The sequence below is a fragment of the Enterobacter cloacae complex sp. P6RS genome (assembly GCF_014982245.1).
Lineage (GTDB): Bacteria > Pseudomonadota > Gammaproteobacteria > Enterobacterales > Enterobacteriaceae > Enterobacter > Enterobacter bugandensis.
In genome coordinates this window covers 14,390-30,353 of record NZ_JADCLB010000018.1, presented here as the reverse complement: position 1 = coordinate 30,353, position 15,964 = coordinate 14,390, and the positions used below count along the sequence as shown (strand labels likewise).

The window sequence follows — 15,964 nt, the reverse complement described above, 5'->3', positions numbered from 1 at the left end:
TGATTAACATGGCTACAGCAGACTGAGGCAACCGGCGTCGCAGAGAATTAACTAATTGAAAAAATTAAAGATTAATTATCTGCTCATCGGCATTGTAACGTTGCTGCTGGCAGTGGCCCTCTGGCCTTCCATCCCCTGGTTCGGCAAAGCCGAAAATCGTATCGCCGCCATTCAGGAGCGGGGGGAACTGCGCGTCAGTACCCTCAACTCTCCGCTGATTTACAGCGACATCAACGGCAAAATTATTGGTCTGGATTATGAGCTGGCGCAGCAGTTTGCCGATTATCTGGGCGTGAAGCTTAAAATTACCGTCCGACAGAACATCAACCAGCTGTTTGACGACCTGGACAACAACAACGCCGATATCCTCGCTGCCGGGCTGGTCTATAACAGCGAGCGCAGCAGGAACTACCAGCCGGGCCCGACCTACTACTCCGTTTCCCAGCAGCTGGTTTATCGCGTCGGGAGCCTGCGCCCGCGTACGCTTGCCTCGATCAACGCGCAACAGCTGACGATTGCTCCCGGCCACGTAGTGATTGACGACCTGCGTGAGTTAAAGGAGAAAAAATACCCGGATCTGAGCTGGACGGTTGACCCTAAACTCGGCACGACGGAGCTGCTGGAGCAGGTCAAAGATCAGAAACTGCCCTACACCATCGCCGATTCGGTGGCGATCAGCCTGTTCCAGCGGGTGCATCCTGAAATCGCCGTGGCGCTGGACGTGACGGACGAACAGCCGGTGACCTGGTTTACCCATCTGGATGATGACCAGACCCTCTCGGCGGCCATGCTGGATTTTTATAACACCATCAATGAAGACGGTACGCTGGCGCGACTTGAGGAGAAGTACCTCGGCCACGGGGATGACTTTGACTACGTTGACACCCGCAGCTTCCTGCGCGCGGTTGACAGCGTCCTGCCTGACCTGCAGCCGCTTTTCGAAAAATATGCCCAGGAGATTGACTGGAAACTGCTGGCGGCTATCTCGTACCAGGAGTCCCACTGGGACACCCAGGCCACGTCGCCAACGGGCGTACGCGGACTGATGATGTTAACCAAAAATACCGCGCTGAGCCTGGGCGTTAACGACCGCACCGATGCGGAACAGAGCATCAGCGGCGGGGCGCGCTACCTGCAGGATATGATGGCTAAAGTCCCGGAAACCGTGCCGGAAGAGGAACGGATCTGGTTTGCGCTGGCGGCCTACAACATGGGCTACGCGCACATGCTTGACGCGCGGGCTCTGACGGCGAAAACGAAGGGAAACCCGGACAGCTGGTCAGACGTAAAACAGCGCCTGCCGCTGCTGAGCCAGAAGCCATGGTACAACAAGCTGACGTATGGCTACGCGCGCGGACATGAAGCCTACGCCTACGTGGAAAATATACGTAAGTATCAGATTAGCCTGGTCGGCTATCTGCTGGAGAAAGAGAAAGAGGCAACAGAGGCAAAACAGCTGGCGGAAAGTTATCCGGTTGTGGCTCCGGACGAGCTTAATCATCCGACAACTTCAATTCTGCCTTTTGTTGCTTTTTCTGCTGACGGCGCATTCGAAAGAAATCGCTTAATAGCCCCGAACACTCTGGTGCAAGTACCCCACCGATAGTCTGCACCTGATGATTCATTCCTGGATGACCCAGCACGTCCATTAGTGAACCGGCCGCACCGGTTTTTTCATCTCGCGCTCCAAACACCAGGGTACCGATTCGGCTGTGCACCATCGCCCCGGAGCACATCACGCAGGGTTCAAGAGTGACGTACAGGGTGGTATCAAGCAGACGATAGTTTTGCAGCACCAGCCCGCCCTGACGAAGCGCCATAATTTCGGCGTGCGCGGTAGGATCGTGGCGGCCAATAGGACGGTTCCACCCTTCCCCAATCACCCGGTTGTTATGAACCAGCACCGCGCCCACGGGCACTTCGCCCTCGTCCCAGGCCCGTTGAGCCAGCGCCAGCGCGTGGCGCATCCAGTATTCATGATTGTGTTCTGAGGTGGACAAGGGCTGATACTCCAGTCTAAAAGCGGGCGGCATTATACACAGCCCTTATAGATAAGACTATTCGAGTTGCTGAAGTTCACCGAGGGGAGTAACGCGCCAGCGGTGCTGGCAAAAATAGAGCAGCGGGTTGTCCTGCTTGCTGTCGCTGTAGCCGCTGTAAAGGCGCAGCGGCGTGCCGATGCGTTTTTCCAGCTGGACCACTTTTTCATGCCCCAGACAGCGCATCGTCAGGACCCAGCCGCCGTAGCCGCGGGAAATTTGCGTGGCGATAAGATTTACGCGCGGCAGCCAGGGGGTATCAAAGTAGACCTGCTCCACCAGCGTCTGCGGGGAGCCGGTAATCAGCCAGATATCGGCATCGTTGGCGTCAAGATAGCTGGTCAGGCGCGCCTGCACCACGGGAAACGCGGCAACGTGGCCGCGGAACCAGAGAGCGAACTCCTTTTCGAGCTGTTTGAGCCGCGCTTCGCTGTGGCCAAACGTACATCCCCACAGCAGCAGGCTCATTGGCCAGCGCGCCGCCCGGCCTTTTACCAGCAGCGCGATGCCAATGAGGGGTAAGAGCGGTAAGACGAGCAGCGCGTTCAGAGGCTGACGCCGCAGCAGGTAGCGCATAAACGTACCAAACATATCCTGCTGATGCAGCGTTCCATCCAGATCGAAAAAGACAACGCGACGCTCGTGATTGGCCAAACCTTACTCCTCTGGGTCGTTGAATCCTAACAGCCAGGTAAACAGGAACCCGGCGATCACCGCTACTAAATAGCCTAACAGATAGAGCATGACTTTTCCGGTCACGATGGTTAATGCCAGCGGTAAACCGGAGAGACCAAAGGTGATAACGGTGGCGACTTTCCAGTAGCTAATGAGTGCCCCGCCTACAGCGCCCCCCAGACAGGCCGCAAGGAACGGTTTACCCAGCGGCAGCGTGACGCCGAATATCAGCGGCTCGCCAATGCCGAGCAGCCCGACCGGCAGCGCCCCTTTAATCACTTTTTTCAGGCGCGCGTTGCGGGTTTTCATCAGGACGGCAATCGCTGCCCCCACCTGCCCGACGCCCGCCATCGAGAGAATAGGCAGCAGCGCGTTATAACCGTGCGCCTGCACCAGCTCGACGTGGATCGGCACCAGCCCCTGATGCAGGCCGGTCAGCACCAGCGGCAGGAAGGTACCTGACAGCACCGCCCCCACCAGCAGGCCGCCGCGGTCGATAGCCAGAGACGCGCCGTGGGCGATGGCGTCAGAGATCCACCCGCCTAGTGGCTGAAGGACCACAATCGCGACGCTACCGGTAATTAACGTGGTCAGCAGCGGGTTGAGGATCAGCTCAATCGAGCCGGGCAGAACCGCGCGCAGCCGCTTCTCGATCCAACACATCAGGATGACCACCAGCAGCACCGCGATCACCCCGCCGCGGCCAGGCTGGAGCGCCTCACCAAACAGCGTGATCTGCGCCAGCTGCGGGCTGGAGAGAATGCCCGCCATCACCCCGCCCATCGCCAGCGAGCCGCCAAACACCTTCGCGGTATTGACCCCGACCAGGATGTTCATAATGGCAAACACCGCGCTGCCGAAGATCCCGAGAATGCCCAGCAGGTTCGGATACTGCGTGGCAAAATCCCCGACAATATCTGGCCGCTTGAGGATGTTGATGATCCCGGTGATCAAGCCGGAAGCTATAAACGCCGGGATCAGCGGGATAAAGACGTTTGCCAGCTGTCGCAGCGCATCGCTCATGGGAGCTTTGTATTTGGCCTTCGCCTGCGCTTTGGTGCGTTCAGCGTCGTCAACCGTCACGCTTGCACCGCCGACCATCAGCGCGCGCATGGCGTCGACAACCTGCGCCGCCTTGCCCGGCCCGACGATCAGCTGGTGTTGCTGCCCCTGTTTAACGTAGCCACTGACGCCGGACAGCTTCTTCAGGCCCGGCACGTCAAGCTGGTCGTCGTTATGCACCTCGACGCGCACGCGCGTCATGCAGTTTTCCAGACGCTGAATATTTTGTTCCCCGCCTATCCCCTGCAGGATATCGCTGGCGAGCGCTGCTGTTTTGTCCATAAACGCCTCTGCTAGTTTTCTAATGCCGCCCGTAAGAAGCCGTTATGCGCATCAAGTCTGGCTCGCGCAGCCGCCGCGTCCAGCCCGCTTAAGATCATCAAAATGGCCGGTTTTACGTCGTGATCGGTCTGCCTGAGCACCGCTTCTGCCTCTTCACGGCCCGCGCCTGTCGCCTCCATCACCATGCGGCAGGCTCTGTCCACCAGCTTGACGTTGGTGGCCTGCATATCGACCATCAGGTTCTGGTAGACCTTGCCGAACTTCACCATCGCACCGGTGGAGATCATATTGAGCACCAGCTTTTGCGCGGTCCCGGATTTCAGGCGCGTGGAGCCGGTGAGCGCTTCCGGCCCAACGACCGGAGAGATGGCGATAGCGGCCACCTGCGCAATCGGGGAACCGGGGTTGCAGGAGATGGCGACCGTCGTGCAGCCGGTCCGGTTGGCGTATTCCAGGCCGCCAATGACGTACGGCGTGCGCCCGGATGCCGCCAGGCCGACCACCAGATCGTTCGCCGTCAGGTTCAGATCCTTCAGGTCATCCTCACCCAGCTGTTTGTTGTCCTCCGCCCCTTCAACGGCCTTCAGCAGCGCGCCGGGACCACCTGCAATCAGGCCAACCACCAGGCCGTGCGGAACGCCAAAGGTGGGCGGACATTCCGAGGCATCCAGCACCCCGAGACGCCCGCTGGTACCGGCCCCCATATAGATAATGCGACCACCGGCCTTAAGAGCTTCCGCCGCCGCATCGACCGCTTTCGCCACCTCTGGCAATGTCTCTTTCACTGCCTGCGCGACCAGCGTATCCTGTTGATTAAAGCGGTTAACCAGCTCCAGGGTGGAGAGCGCATCTAGATCCATGGTTTGCGGGTTACGCGTTTCAGAAACAAGTGAGCCAAGATTCATTTTTTGTACCTCAAGAATTTTTAATTCATAATAATCACACTATAATGGAATATAAAATTCATTCAGGCGAGCAGAATTCGTTTTTGCGCAGACAATCACATTTCCGCCGGGAGTACTCATGAACTGTTTAATTCGCATTCGCCAGCGCTACGCCGGCTTTGCTCAAAGCGACAAAAAGCTGGCGGATTTTCTGCTTTCTCAGCCCGATCGCGCCCGCCACCTCAGCTCACAGCAGCTGGCAAGCGAAGCTGGAGTGAGCCAGTCAAGCGTGGTGAAATTTGCCCAGAAGATCGGGTTTAAGGGTTTTCCCGCTCTTAAGCTGGCAATCAGCGAAGCGCTGGTGAGTAACCCGAATCCGCAGTCCATGCCGGTGCATAACCAGATCCGCGGCGATGACCCGATGCGTCTGGTTGGGGAAAAGCTGATCAAGGAGAACGTGGCGGCCATGCACGCCACGCTGGACGTGAATACCGAAGAGAAATTACTGGAAAGCGTGGCGATGCTGCGGGCGGCGCGGCGTATTATTTTGACCGGTATTGGCGCGTCCGGTCTGGTGGCGCGTAATTTTGGCTGGAAACTGACTAAAATCGGTTTTAACGCCATCGTCGAGCAGGATATGCACGCCCTGCTGGCGACCGTGCAGGCGATGGATCCTGACGATCTGCTGCTGGCCATCTCCTACTCCGGCGAGCGCCGCGAGATCAACATGGCGACCGACGAAGCCCTGCGCGTCGGCGGCAAAATTCTGGCGATCACCGGCTTTACGCCAAATGCGCTGCAGCAGCGGGCAACGCGCTGTTTGTATACCATTGCCGAAGAGCAGGCCACGCGCAGCGCGGCAATTTCGTCCACCAGCGCACAAATGATGCTGACGGACCTGCTGTTTATGGCGCTGGTACAGCAGGATCTGGAGCGCGCGCCTGAGCGCATTCGTCACAGCGAAGAACTGGTAAAGAAACTGGTTTGACGCGTATAATGCCCGCCCAGTTTGTGTTGTTTCTGAGAATTTCCTGATGGCGCTGTTAATTACCAAAAAATGCATCAATTGCGATATGTGCGAACCCGAATGCCCGAATCAGGCGATTTCGATGGGCGACAGCATTTACGAGATTAACAGCGACCGCTGCACGGAATGCGTCGGCCACTATGAGACGCCGACCTGTCAGAAGGTGTGCCCGATCCCCAACACTATTCTGAAGGATCCGACACACGTCGAGAGCGAAGAGCAGCTGTGGGATAAATTTGTCCTGATGCACCACGCGGACAAAATTTAGCTTTCGATAATCACCGTCGCGCTGGCATAGTGGCGTTCATCTGCGATCGTCACGTGCATATGATTCACCCCCAGCTTCTCCGCCAGCTTTTGCGCTTCACCCCACAGACGCAGGCTCGGTTTGCCCAGCTCATCATTAAAAACTTCGAACTGGTTAAATGCCAGGCCGTTACGAATGCCGGTCCCGAACGCTTTGGCTGCCGCCTCTTTTACCGCAAAGCGCTTTGCCAGAAAACGCACCGGCTGCTGGTGCGCTTCCCAGATGGCCCATTCGTTATCGCTCAGCACGCGCCTTGCCAGGCGATCGCCGCTCCGAGCGATCACCGCTTCGATGCGGGCTATTTCGACGATATCGGTGCCTAAGCCCAAAATGGCCATTACTGACGCGCTTCCAGCATCAGGCGCTTCATCTCTGAAACCGCCTCTTTCAGGCCGCTCATCACCGCGCGGCCAATAATGGCGTGGCCGATGTTCAGCTCGTGCATTTCCGGCAGGGCGGCAATGGCCTTCACGTTGTGGTAGGTCAGGCCGTGACCGGCATTAACCTTCAGTCCCAGGCTCGCGGCGTAGGTGGCCGCTTTGGCGATACGCTCCAGTTCTTTGGCCTGCTCGGCATCGTTGTTAGCATCGGCATAGCAGCCGGTGTGAATTTCGATATACGGCGCGCCCACGTCGGCTGCCGCTTTAATCTGCGCGAAATCGGCGTCGATAAACAGAGAAACCAGGATACCGGCATCCGCCAGGCGCTTGCAGGCATCGCGCATTTTGTCCTGCTGCCCCGCCACGTCCAGCCCGCCTTCGGTGGTCACTTCCTGGCGTTTTTCCGGCACCAGGCAGCAGAAGTGCGGTTTGGTCTCGCAGGCAATGGTCAGCATCTCTTCGGTGACCGCCATCTCCAGATTCATACGGGTGTCCAGCGTCTGACGAAGAATGCGCACGTCGCGGTCGGTAATGTGGCGGCGGTCTTCACGCAGGTGAACGGTAATGCCGTCGGCACCAGCCTGTTCAGCGATAAACGCCGCCTGAACCGGATCGGGATACGCCGTGCCGCGCGCGTTACGCAGGGTGGCGATGTGGTCGATGTTGACGCCTAACAGTAATTCAGCCATGACAATCCTCGGTTTTCTTTCTGATGCTGTGGTCTAACGTTTGGGCATAAACTGCCTGAATAATTCGCGGCTCTTTAAGGGCTTGCCGCCAAGATACGGCTTGAGGGCAATCCGGGTAAAGCGTTTTGCTGCGCGCAGGGTATCGGCGTCCGGAAACTCGCGTTCATAAAGTGCTCTGAGCTGGCGTCCGGTAAACGTACTGTTATCAACGACGACGCTGGCAATAAAACCTTTTTCTTCGCGGTAGCGGTAGGTCATGGTGTCTTCCACCTCATCACCGCTGCCTGCGCAGTGCAGAAAATCCACGCCGTACCCGAGGTGGCCCAGCAGCGCCAGTTCGAAACGACGCAGGGCGGGTTCGGGCGTGCCGGTCGCACCCGCCAGTGCCTGGATACAGTGCAGATAATCGAAGAAAAGTTCCGAGAAGCGAGTCTCATGTTCAAGGACGCGGGAGATGAGCTCGTTGACATACAGACCGCTGTAGAGCGTGATGCCAGAAAGGGGAAGCGCCAGAGAGACGGCTTCAGCGCTGCGCAAGGTTTTGACTTCCCCTCGCCCGCCAAAGCGAACCAGCAGCGGCGTAAAAGGCTGTAGGGCACCCTTCAGATTAGAACGTTTGGAACGTGCGCCTTTCGCAACAAGGCGCACGCGGCCCGACTCTTCCGTGAAGACGTCCAGCATCAGGCTGGTTTCGCTCCAGGGACGACTATGGAGAACGAAGGCGCGCTGCCAACCTTCCATTATACTCGTCGTCTTGAGTTACTGATCTTCGCCGTAACCGAGGCTGCGCAGAGCACGCTCATCATCGGCCCAGCCAGATTTCACCTTCACCCACAGTTCCAGATGAACTGGCGCTTCGAACATCTCCTGCATGTCCTTACGGGCTTCGATACCGATGGTTTTGATCTTGGCGCCTTTGTTGCCGATCACCATCTTCTTCTGCCCTTCACGCTCGACGAGGATCAGGCCGTTAATGTCGTAGCCACCGCGCTCGTTGCTCTGGAAACGCTCGATCTCCACCGTCACAGAGTACGGCAGCTCGGCGCCCAGGAAACGCATCAGCTTTTCACGGATGATTTCAGACGCCATAAAGCGCTGAGAGCGATCGGTGATGTAATCTTCCGGGAAGTGGTGAATCGCTTCCGGCAAGTGCTTACGTACGATGCCCGCGATGGTATCGACGTTCAGGCCGGTCTCAGCAGACAGCGGAACGATATCCAGGAAGTTCATCTGGCTGCCCAGCCACTGCAGGTGCGGCAGCAGGTCAGCTTTTTCCTGCACGTTGTCAACTTTGTTGACCGCGAGGATCACCGGCGTTTTGCCGTCACGCAGCTTGTTCAGTACCATTTCGTCGTCCGGCGTCCAGCGGGTGCCTTCCACTACGAAAATCACCAGCTCTACGTCGCCGATGGAGCTGCTCGCCGCCTTGTTCATCAGACGGTTAATGGCACGCTTCTCTTCCATGTGCAGGCCAGGGGTATCGACGTAGATCGCCTGATACGCGCCTTCAGTATGGATGCCGACGATGCGGTGACGCGTGGTCTGCGCCTTACGCGAGGTGATGGAAATCTTCTGCCCAAGCAGATTATTCAGCAGGGTGGATTTGCCGACGTTCGGACGTCCGACGATGGCAATAAATCCGCAATAGGTTTTTTCTTCGCTCATTCCAGCTCCAGCATTTTTAACGCCTGTTCGGCGGCAGCCTGTTCAGCCTTACGGCGGCTTGAACCTGTGCCCACCACCGGTTCACTCAGGCCACTGACCTGGCAATGGATGGTAAATTCCTGATCGTGCGCTTCGCCACGCACCTGCACCACCAGATAGGATGGCAGCGGCAGATGACGGCCCTGCAAATATTCCTGCAGGCGCGTTTTCGGATCTTTTTGTTTATCGCCCGGGCTAATTTCGTCCAGACGGGTCTGATACCAGTTAAGGATCAGCTTTTCTACGGTCTGGATATCGCTGTCCAGGAACACGCCACCAATTAATGCTTCGACCGTATCGGCAAGAATAGATTCACGACGGAAGCCGCCGCTTTTCAGTTCACCCGGCCCAAGACGCAGACATTCGCCCAGTTCAAATTCGCGCGCGATTTCAGCGAGGGTGTTGCCGCGCACCAGCGTGGCGCGCATGCGGCTCATATCACCTTCGTCCACGCGCGGGAAACGATGATAAAGCGCATTCGCAATCACGAAACTTAAAATAGAGTCACCCAGAAACTCGAGACGCTCATTATGTTTGCTGCTGGCACTGCGATGGGTTAATGCCTGTTGCAACAACTCCTGATGATGAAAAGTGTAGCCCAGCTTCCGTTGAAGCCGATTAATTACGATGGGGTTCATGCGATACCAATAAATGAATGCGTCAAAAATGCAGCACACGAAACCGACCTGAGAAAACCAACGCGGTTTCGTGTGCCGTGGCACCCTTGCAGGGCCAACCTTAAACTTCGGGGGAATATTCTATACACAACGACAGGTGATGTCGTTAGTTCAAAGAGATTTATCGAGGAAATAATTCACGTAGCCGCGAAATAACGCGGCTACGTGTTCTTTTCCTGAGAATTAATGGATTCCGCCAATACGATTCAGGCGCACCCCGGTCGGCCACTCGCCTTCCTGCTTCTCAAAACTCATCCAGATCGCGGTTGCTTTACCCACCAGATTCGCTTCCGGCACAAAGCCCCAGTAACGGCTGTCCGCGGAGTTATCGCGGTTATCGCCCATCATGAAGTAGTGTCCCGGCGGTACGATCCAGCTGGCCAGCTGCTGACCCGGCTGTTTGTAATACATCCCCACCTGGTCCTGCGCGATTGGCACGGTCAGAATGCGGTGAGTGACATCGCCCAGCGTCTCTTTGCGCTCAACCAGACGAATGCCGTTCTCTTTGGTTTCACCTTTTGGCACCTGGAAGAACCCGCTGGTCGCTTCACCGCCGTTACGACGGGCGAAAGTCTGCACGAAATCACTTGGCTCAACGTTTGAGTAGGTGATTGGCAGCGCGTTTTCACACGCGGTACCGGAGCTGCAGCCCGGCTGAACGGTGACTTCCTTCGCAACCGGATCGTAGGTCACTTTATCACCCGGCAGACCCACCGCGCGCTTAATGTAATCCAGACGCGGATCGTCCGGATATTTAAACACCACGATGTCGCCACGTTTCGGATGCCCCGTTTCGATCAGCGTTTTCTGGTAAATCGGATCTTTAATGCCGTAGGCAAACTTCTCAACCAGAATAAAATCACCGATCAGCAGCGTTGGCATCATTGATCCCGATGGGATCTGGAACGGCTCATAAATAAACGAACGTACCACCAGCACAATCGCCAGCACCGGGAACACCGACGCGCCCGTTTCCAGCCAGCCCGGTTTCGGGCCAACTTTCTTCAGGGTTTTCGCGTCAAGCGCATCGCCAGTCGCTGCCTGCGCGGCAGCCTGACGTTCACGGCGTTTTGGGGCGAAGATAAACTTATCTAGACACCACAGCAGGCCTGTCACCAGCGTAGCGATGACCAGGATCAGGGCAAACATGTTCGCCATGCCAACTCCTTAAAGGTTATTTGCCGTCTTTACCGACATGAAGAATGGCAAGGAATGCTTCCTGCGGCAGCTCAACGTTACCGACCTGCTTCATACGCTTCTTACCTTCTTTCTGCTTCTGCAGCAGCTTTTTCTTACGGCTAACGTCACCGCCATAGCACTTCGCCAGAACGTTTTTACGCAGCTGCTTCACGGTTGAGCGGGCAATGATGTGGTTACCGATGGCCGCCTGAATCGCAATGTCAAACTGCTGACGCGGGATCAGATCTTTCATCTTCTCAACCAGCTCGCGGCCACGGTACGGCGCATTGTCGTTGTGGGTGATCAGCGCCAGCGCATCCACACGCTCGCCGTTGATCAGCACGTCCACGCGCACCATGTTGGAGGCCTGGAAACGTTTGAAGTTGTAATCCAGTGACGCATAGCCACGGGAGGTAGACTTCAGACGGTCGAAGAAGTCGAGTACCACTTCCGCCATAGGAATTTCATAGGTCAGCGCCACCTGGTTACCGTGGTAAACCATGTTGGTCTGCACGCCACGCTTCTCAATACAGAGCGTAATAACGTTCCCCAGGAACTCCTGCGGCAGCAGCATGTGACATTCTGCAATAGGCTCGCGCAGCTCGTGAATGTTGTTCAGCGGCGGCAGCTTGGACGGGCTGTCGACGTAGATCACTTCTTTCGAGGTGGTTTCTACTTCGTAGACTACCGTTGGTGCGGTGGTGATCAGATCCAGATCGTATTCACGCTCCAGACGTTCCTGAATGATCTCCATGTGCAGCAGGCCGAGGAAGCCGCAGCGGAAGCCGAAGCCCAGCGCCGTTGAACTTTCTGGCTCATAGAACAGGGAAGCATCGTTCAGGCTCAGCTTGCCGAGCGCATCGCGGAAGTTTTCGTAGTCGTCAGAGCTGACCGGGAACAGACCCGCGTAAACCTGCGGTTTCACCTTTTTGAAGCCAGGCAGCGCTTTGTCTGCCGGGTTACGCGCGCCAGTCAGGGTATCACCTACTGGCGCGCCGAGGATGTCTTTAATCGCGCAGACCAGCCAGCCTACCTCGCCGCATTTCAGCTCGGTACGGTCAACCTGTTTTGGCGTGAAGATACCCAGACGGTCTGCGTTGTAGACCTGTCCGGTACTCATAACCTTGATTTTGTCGCCTTTACGCATGGTGCCGTTTTTGATACGCACCAGAGAGACCACGCCCAGGTAGTTATCGAACCATGAGTCGATGATCAGCGCCTGCAATGGACCATCCGGGTCGCCTTCCGGGGCCGGAATATCACGTACCAGGCGTTCCAGCACGTCGGTCACACCCACACCGGTTTTCGCGGAGCAGCGTACGGCGTCGGTCGCGTCAATGCCGACAATGTCTTCAATCTCTTCCGCCACTCGCTCAGGATCGGCGGCTGGCAGGTCGATTTTGTTCAGAACCGGCACAACCTCGAGATCCATTTCCATCGCGGTGTAGCAGTTCGCCAGGGTCTGGGCTTCAACGCCCTGCCCGGCATCGACCACCAGCAGCGCACCTTCACAGGCCGCCAGCGAGCGTGATACTTCATAGGAGAAGTCAACGTGGCCTGGGGTGTCGATAAAGTTCAGTTGATAGGTTTCGCCATCAGAAGCTTTATAGTCGAGCGTCACGCTCTGCGCTTTGATGGTGATACCGCGTTCGCGTTCCAGGTCCATGGAGTCCAGTACCTGGGCTGCCATTTCACGATCAGACAGGCCACCGCAAATCTGGATAATACGGTCAGACAGCGTCGACTTACCGTGGTCAATGTGAGCAATGATCGAAAAGTTACGTATGTTCTTCATATAGTTAAATAATTATGCCTTACGAATTCCTGGAGGCCGCTGTTCTTAGCCTGACGTTTTTCAGTGCGAAAACGCAGCATTCTACACTACATACCCGCAACCTGGAAATGCACTTAGAGCCAAGCATAGCGCGAAGAAATGGCGTTTTCTTTTTTGAGATGTAAATAATGATAAAGCCCGGTGGATCACCGGGCCTCAGAAGAGAGCGTCTCGACGCGAAGTTGGTCAGGCGCCAGCGCAACGCTCAGAATAACGGGCTGCCACTCATCGCGCGCAGCGAGCTTCGGTGAGATGCCTTTGGCAAGCCAGAATCCCCCTACGCCACCCAAAGCTGCACCGCACATGGCGGCCACGTCGGTGCCAAACAGCATCTGAAAAAGGCCGCCCATGACAAACAGCCCCACCAGCGGGGAGAGATAGACCAGCATCGCGGAACTCAGCAGACTGCCTTCCGTAATGCCCAGTTCCACCTTCTGACCCGCCACCAGCGGCTGTTCGCTCGGCACGGAGATCGTATGCGATGTCTGTGGCCCTAACTTATTCAGCACGCGACTGCCACAACCGGCTCGGGATGCGCAGCTATTGCATGAGGCTTTAACATCACAGCTGACCAGCGCAATACCATTCTGCCACGAGACGACGGTCGCCCACTCTTTAATCATTGTGCGGCCCTGAATTTAATGCTGTCTGAAATGCGCTTCGCCGTCTGCGGAGGTAATTCCCCCACAATCGTGATTTCTGCGTTATCGCGAACCGTGGTGCTGACCGTACGACGCCCGGTACGAAGCATTTGTTCAGCGCTGTTTGCCGTTGCGCGGTTGATATTCACCGAGAAGCTGAACAAGCCATCGGAATAGAGGCGTGATTCAACCGGCGTATCAATGGTGGGCAACTGACGACGGCTGCTGGACACTTCGCTAAAGCCTTGCGGTATCCAGGAAGGAACCCAGTTGAAATTAGCGGAGTCCCCTGCAGGAACAGAAAGCAGCGGCGGCAGGCTGGCCTTCGCCAGATTCTGCATGCTGTTGCCAACCTGATTGTTCACGCTGAAGGAGATGACGCGGAACTGTTCAAGCGTCTCGCCGTCGCGGTCGAGCAGGTCCACGCGCATCGGCAGCTTGGTTTCCGCATCAATCCAGACGATATAGCTGTAGCGTGTGCCATCGCGCGCAACCACGCGGATCACTTCACACAGCCTGTCTGCAATACGGGTACGCCCTACCGAAATAAAATCATAGTAAGGGGCAAGTCGTTTGAAGTCGGTATAGATAAGCGACGGTAGAGAATCAACGATATAGTCGCCATTCAGCGTGAAAGGCTCCAGACCGGGCTCGAAATAGCTGATTTCGTTGCCACGCTGGACAACTTCCCGACGCGGGCCATCCATCTGTAAAAGCTGGGCGAGCGGCTGGTTATCAAGACGGGCATGGCGATAGCGTAACGACTCGACGCCCTGCTTGTTGATGCTGATAAATGCCAACTCGTAATTGAGTGACTGGCTGGCCAGATTCATTTGCTGCAACAACGCCCCGGATGAAACATCAGCCGAGGCGTTAGCAGAGAAGAACAGGCTACCCGCCATCAGAGACATGGCGAACCAAAGTTGCTTCATTACTGCGATTGCGTTCCTAAAGTTTGGTTTCCGGGCACCTGCACAGCAGCTTGCTGAGTTTGGGCCTGCTCAAACTGAAGCTGTTCAGAGTGCAGACGACGCTGCAACTCATAATCCTGCAACATCGCATTAATGCGACGGCGCTGCTCCTGAACCTGCTGTTGCTGACCGCCGCTGGCGGAGGCATCAGCCGGTACGCCCAGACTTACCGGGCTGGCTTTGCCCATCATCGGCAGTGTGTTAAACACTGGCGCTTCTGGCTGCTGATTAGTTTCAGACTGAGTATTATAGTGCTGGACGCCAACGATAACTGCAAGCGATACGCATGCAGCCACCCCCATTTGGGTGAGCTGGCTGGCCCACGGACGCACTTTTTGCCAGAACGGCATTTTTTGCCACTGGTGCGGTGCGGGTTGCGCTTCAGGAATCAGCGGAGTGGTCTGATGAACAGGCTCATTCTCGATGGCCGCCATCACGCGGGCTGAGATATCGAAATGGAGAACCTCTCCGGTATCACCGCGCAGCGTGTCACGGATGAGATGGTAACTCTCCCAGGTCTCTTGCATTTCGGGAGAATGAGACAGCTCGTTGAGCAGCTCACTATCCAGCGTCTCACCATCCATTAAAGCGGAAAGTTTTTCTTTCTGCATGCCTAATACCTTTTCCAGTATCCCGCTATCGTCAACGCCTGATAAGCGGTTGAACTTTATTATCAATAGCTTCTCGCGCACGGAAAATTCGTGAACGAACCGTGCCGACCGGACAATCCATGATAGCGGCTATCTCTTCATAGCTCAGACCATCAAGCTCCCGTAACGTAATTGCCATGCGTAAATCTTCCGGGAGTGACTCGATCGTGCGAAAAACAATTTGTCTCAGTTCTTCTGACAACATTAAGTTCTCAGGGTTCGAAATTTCTTTCAGCGCACCGCCACTTTCGAAGTTTTCGGCGTCGATAGCGTCTACATCACTGGACGGCGGGCGACGACCCTGAGCAACAAGGTAATTCTTTGCCGTATTGACAGCAATACGGTACAGCCAGGTATAAAAAGCACTATCTCCCCGGAAAGATTCCAGCGCGCGATAGGCCTTAATAAAAGACTCTTGCACCACATCAGGTACATCACCTGACGGTACATAGCGGGAAACCAGACTCGCCACCTTATGCTGGTAGCGCACCACCAGTAGGTTAAAGGCTTTCTGATCTCCCTTCTGGACCCGTTCAACCAGGACCTGGTCCGTTAACTGCTCGCTCATCCGAGGTAATGTCTCCCCAAACCTAAATTCCACGCGTTATCGAAACGCCACTCTATAACTACCGCACTTTGAGCAAGCACCAGCTTAGAGTGTCTGATCTTCAATAAGTTCCGTAACGCCTTTGTTTTTGTTCATCGCGCCGCAGACCGTTCATTTTCTCTCATTATAAGTCTGTTCACGATACGCACCACTTTCTGACAAGAAACATCTTTTTCCCGCCAGAAGAGTAACGCAACACAGGCTTTATTTCACCACAAAATCTGACGCTAACGATCTGCTTCGCAAAATAATTTCATTTATTTACCCTTCGTTTACCCCTGCCTGCGCGTTTAGTCATTGCAACTTCCCTTAAAAAAAACGTGCGATATTTCGCATTCAGGTGCTATTCTGCCCCA

Annotated in this window: 19 protein-coding genes; 3 read left to right on the top strand and 16 right to left on the bottom strand. The window is 56.0% G+C overall.

Features of this window, described 5'->3' with window-relative positions; all coding sequences use genetic code 11:
* Window positions 1–55 precede the first annotated feature (55 nt).
* On the top strand, window positions 56–1,606 hold the full coding sequence (mltF, locus tag INF73_RS11605; protein WP_193540785.1) for a membrane-bound lytic murein transglycosylase MltF: 1,551 nt from the start codon (window positions 56–58) through the stop codon (window positions 1,604–1,606).
* Here the strand turns inward: mltF and tadA are convergent.
* From tadA to murQ, 4 genes are read right to left on the bottom strand one after another with little or no spacing between them, the layout of a single operon-like run.
* Entirely contained in the window at window positions 1,494–2,033 is a 540-nt protein-coding gene (gene tadA / locus INF73_RS11600; protein ID WP_048338854.1) for a tRNA adenosine(34) deaminase TadA, read from the bottom strand. The genes mltF and tadA overlap by 113 nt on opposite strands.
* A gap of 24 nt (window positions 2,034–2,057) precedes the next feature.
* Entirely contained in the window at window positions 2,058–2,693 is a 636-nt protein-coding gene (yfhb, locus tag INF73_RS11595) for a phosphatidylglycerophosphatase C (RefSeq protein ID WP_028014089.1), read from the bottom strand.
* A 3-nt stretch (window positions 2,694–2,696) separates the two neighbouring features.
* Window positions 2,697–4,058, bottom strand: a complete 1,362-nt coding sequence (locus INF73_RS11590; protein WP_045260170.1) for a PTS transporter subunit EIIC — start codon at window positions 4,056–4,058, stop codon at window positions 2,697–2,699.
* Between the two features lie 11 nt (window positions 4,059–4,069).
* Entirely contained in the window at window positions 4,070–4,963 is an 894-nt protein-coding gene (murQ, locus tag INF73_RS11585) for an N-acetylmuramic acid 6-phosphate etherase (RefSeq protein ID WP_041908675.1), read from the bottom strand.
* A 118-nt stretch (window positions 4,964–5,081) separates the two neighbouring features.
* Here murQ and INF73_RS11580 point away from each other — a divergent pair, with 118 nt between their 5' ends.
* Together INF73_RS11580 and INF73_RS11575 are read left to right on the top strand one after the other, a co-directional pair.
* Window positions 5,082–5,930, top strand: coding sequence for a MurR/RpiR family transcriptional regulator (locus tag INF73_RS11580; protein ID WP_028014092.1), 849 nt, complete (start codon window positions 5,082–5,084; stop codon window positions 5,928–5,930).
* 46 nt (window positions 5,931–5,976) lie between these two features.
* Window positions 5,977–6,237, top strand: coding sequence for a YfhL family 4Fe-4S dicluster ferredoxin (locus INF73_RS11575; RefSeq protein ID WP_028014093.1), 261 nt, complete (start codon window positions 5,977–5,979; stop codon window positions 6,235–6,237).
* Here INF73_RS11575 and acpS read toward each other — a convergent pair.
* From acpS to rseD, 12 genes are all read right to left on the bottom strand, one after another.
* Window positions 6,234–6,614 carry a holo-ACP synthase gene (acpS, locus tag INF73_RS11570; RefSeq protein WP_023294331.1) on the bottom strand — a complete coding sequence of 127 codons (381 nt, stop codon included), beginning with the start codon at window positions 6,612–6,614 and terminating at the stop codon, window positions 6,234–6,236. The two genes, INF73_RS11575 and acpS, sit on opposite strands and share 4 nt — an antisense overlap.
* Window positions 6,614–7,345, bottom strand: a complete 732-nt coding sequence (pdxJ, locus tag INF73_RS11565) for a pyridoxine 5'-phosphate synthase (RefSeq protein WP_193540788.1) — start codon at window positions 7,343–7,345, stop codon at window positions 6,614–6,616. Before pdxJ ends, acpS begins: the two co-directional genes overlap by 1 nt.
* Before the next feature lie 33 nt (window positions 7,346–7,378).
* Window positions 7,379–8,086, bottom strand: a complete 708-nt coding sequence (gene recO / locus INF73_RS11560; RefSeq protein ID WP_028014096.1) for a DNA repair protein RecO — start codon at window positions 8,084–8,086, stop codon at window positions 7,379–7,381.
* 18 nt (window positions 8,087–8,104) lie between these two features.
* On the bottom strand, window positions 8,105–9,010 hold the full coding sequence (gene era / locus INF73_RS11555) for a GTPase Era (protein WP_028014097.1): 906 nt from the start codon (window positions 9,008–9,010) through the stop codon (window positions 8,105–8,107).
* Window positions 9,007–9,687, bottom strand: a complete 681-nt coding sequence (gene rnc, locus INF73_RS11550) for a ribonuclease III (RefSeq protein WP_003860711.1) — start codon at window positions 9,685–9,687, stop codon at window positions 9,007–9,009. The genes era and rnc overlap by 4 nt, the downstream gene beginning before the upstream one ends.
* Before the next feature lie 222 nt (window positions 9,688–9,909).
* A complete protein-coding gene (gene lepB, locus INF73_RS11545; RefSeq protein ID WP_047364182.1) occupies window positions 9,910–10,884 on the bottom strand; it encodes a signal peptidase I in 975 nt (324 codons plus the stop codon).
* 16 nt (window positions 10,885–10,900) lie between these two features.
* A complete protein-coding gene (gene lepA, locus INF73_RS11540; protein WP_028014099.1) occupies window positions 10,901–12,700 on the bottom strand; it encodes a translation elongation factor 4 in 1,800 nt (599 codons plus the stop codon).
* 185 nt (window positions 12,701–12,885) lie between these two features.
* Window positions 12,886–13,362 (bottom strand): SoxR-reducing system protein RseC, encoded by a 477-nt coding sequence (gene rseC / locus INF73_RS11535; protein ID WP_045260167.1) that lies wholly within the window; start codon window positions 13,360–13,362, stop codon window positions 12,886–12,888.
* Complete coding sequence (gene rseB, locus INF73_RS11530) at window positions 13,359–14,312, bottom strand: sigma-E factor regulatory protein RseB (RefSeq protein ID WP_041908666.1); 954 nt, start codon at window positions 14,310–14,312, stop codon at window positions 13,359–13,361. The genes rseC and rseB overlap by 4 nt, the downstream gene beginning before the upstream one ends.
* A complete protein-coding gene (gene rseA / locus INF73_RS11525; RefSeq protein WP_014832926.1) occupies window positions 14,312–14,962 on the bottom strand; it encodes an anti-sigma-E factor RseA in 651 nt (216 codons plus the stop codon). The genes rseB and rseA overlap by 1 nt, the downstream gene beginning before the upstream one ends.
* A gap of 31 nt (window positions 14,963–14,993) precedes the next feature.
* Window positions 14,994–15,569, bottom strand: a complete 576-nt coding sequence (gene rpoE / locus INF73_RS11520; protein ID WP_028014102.1) for an RNA polymerase sigma factor RpoE — start codon at window positions 15,567–15,569, stop codon at window positions 14,994–14,996.
* The gene (rseD, locus tag INF73_RS22275; protein ID WP_231940818.1) at window positions 15,566–15,649 is read right to left on the bottom strand and encodes a rpoE leader peptide RseD; all 84 of its coding nucleotides are present in this window, start codon (window positions 15,647–15,649) and stop codon (window positions 15,566–15,568) included. Before rseD ends, rpoE begins: the two co-directional genes overlap by 4 nt.
* Between the last annotated feature and the right edge of the window lie 315 nt (window positions 15,650–15,964).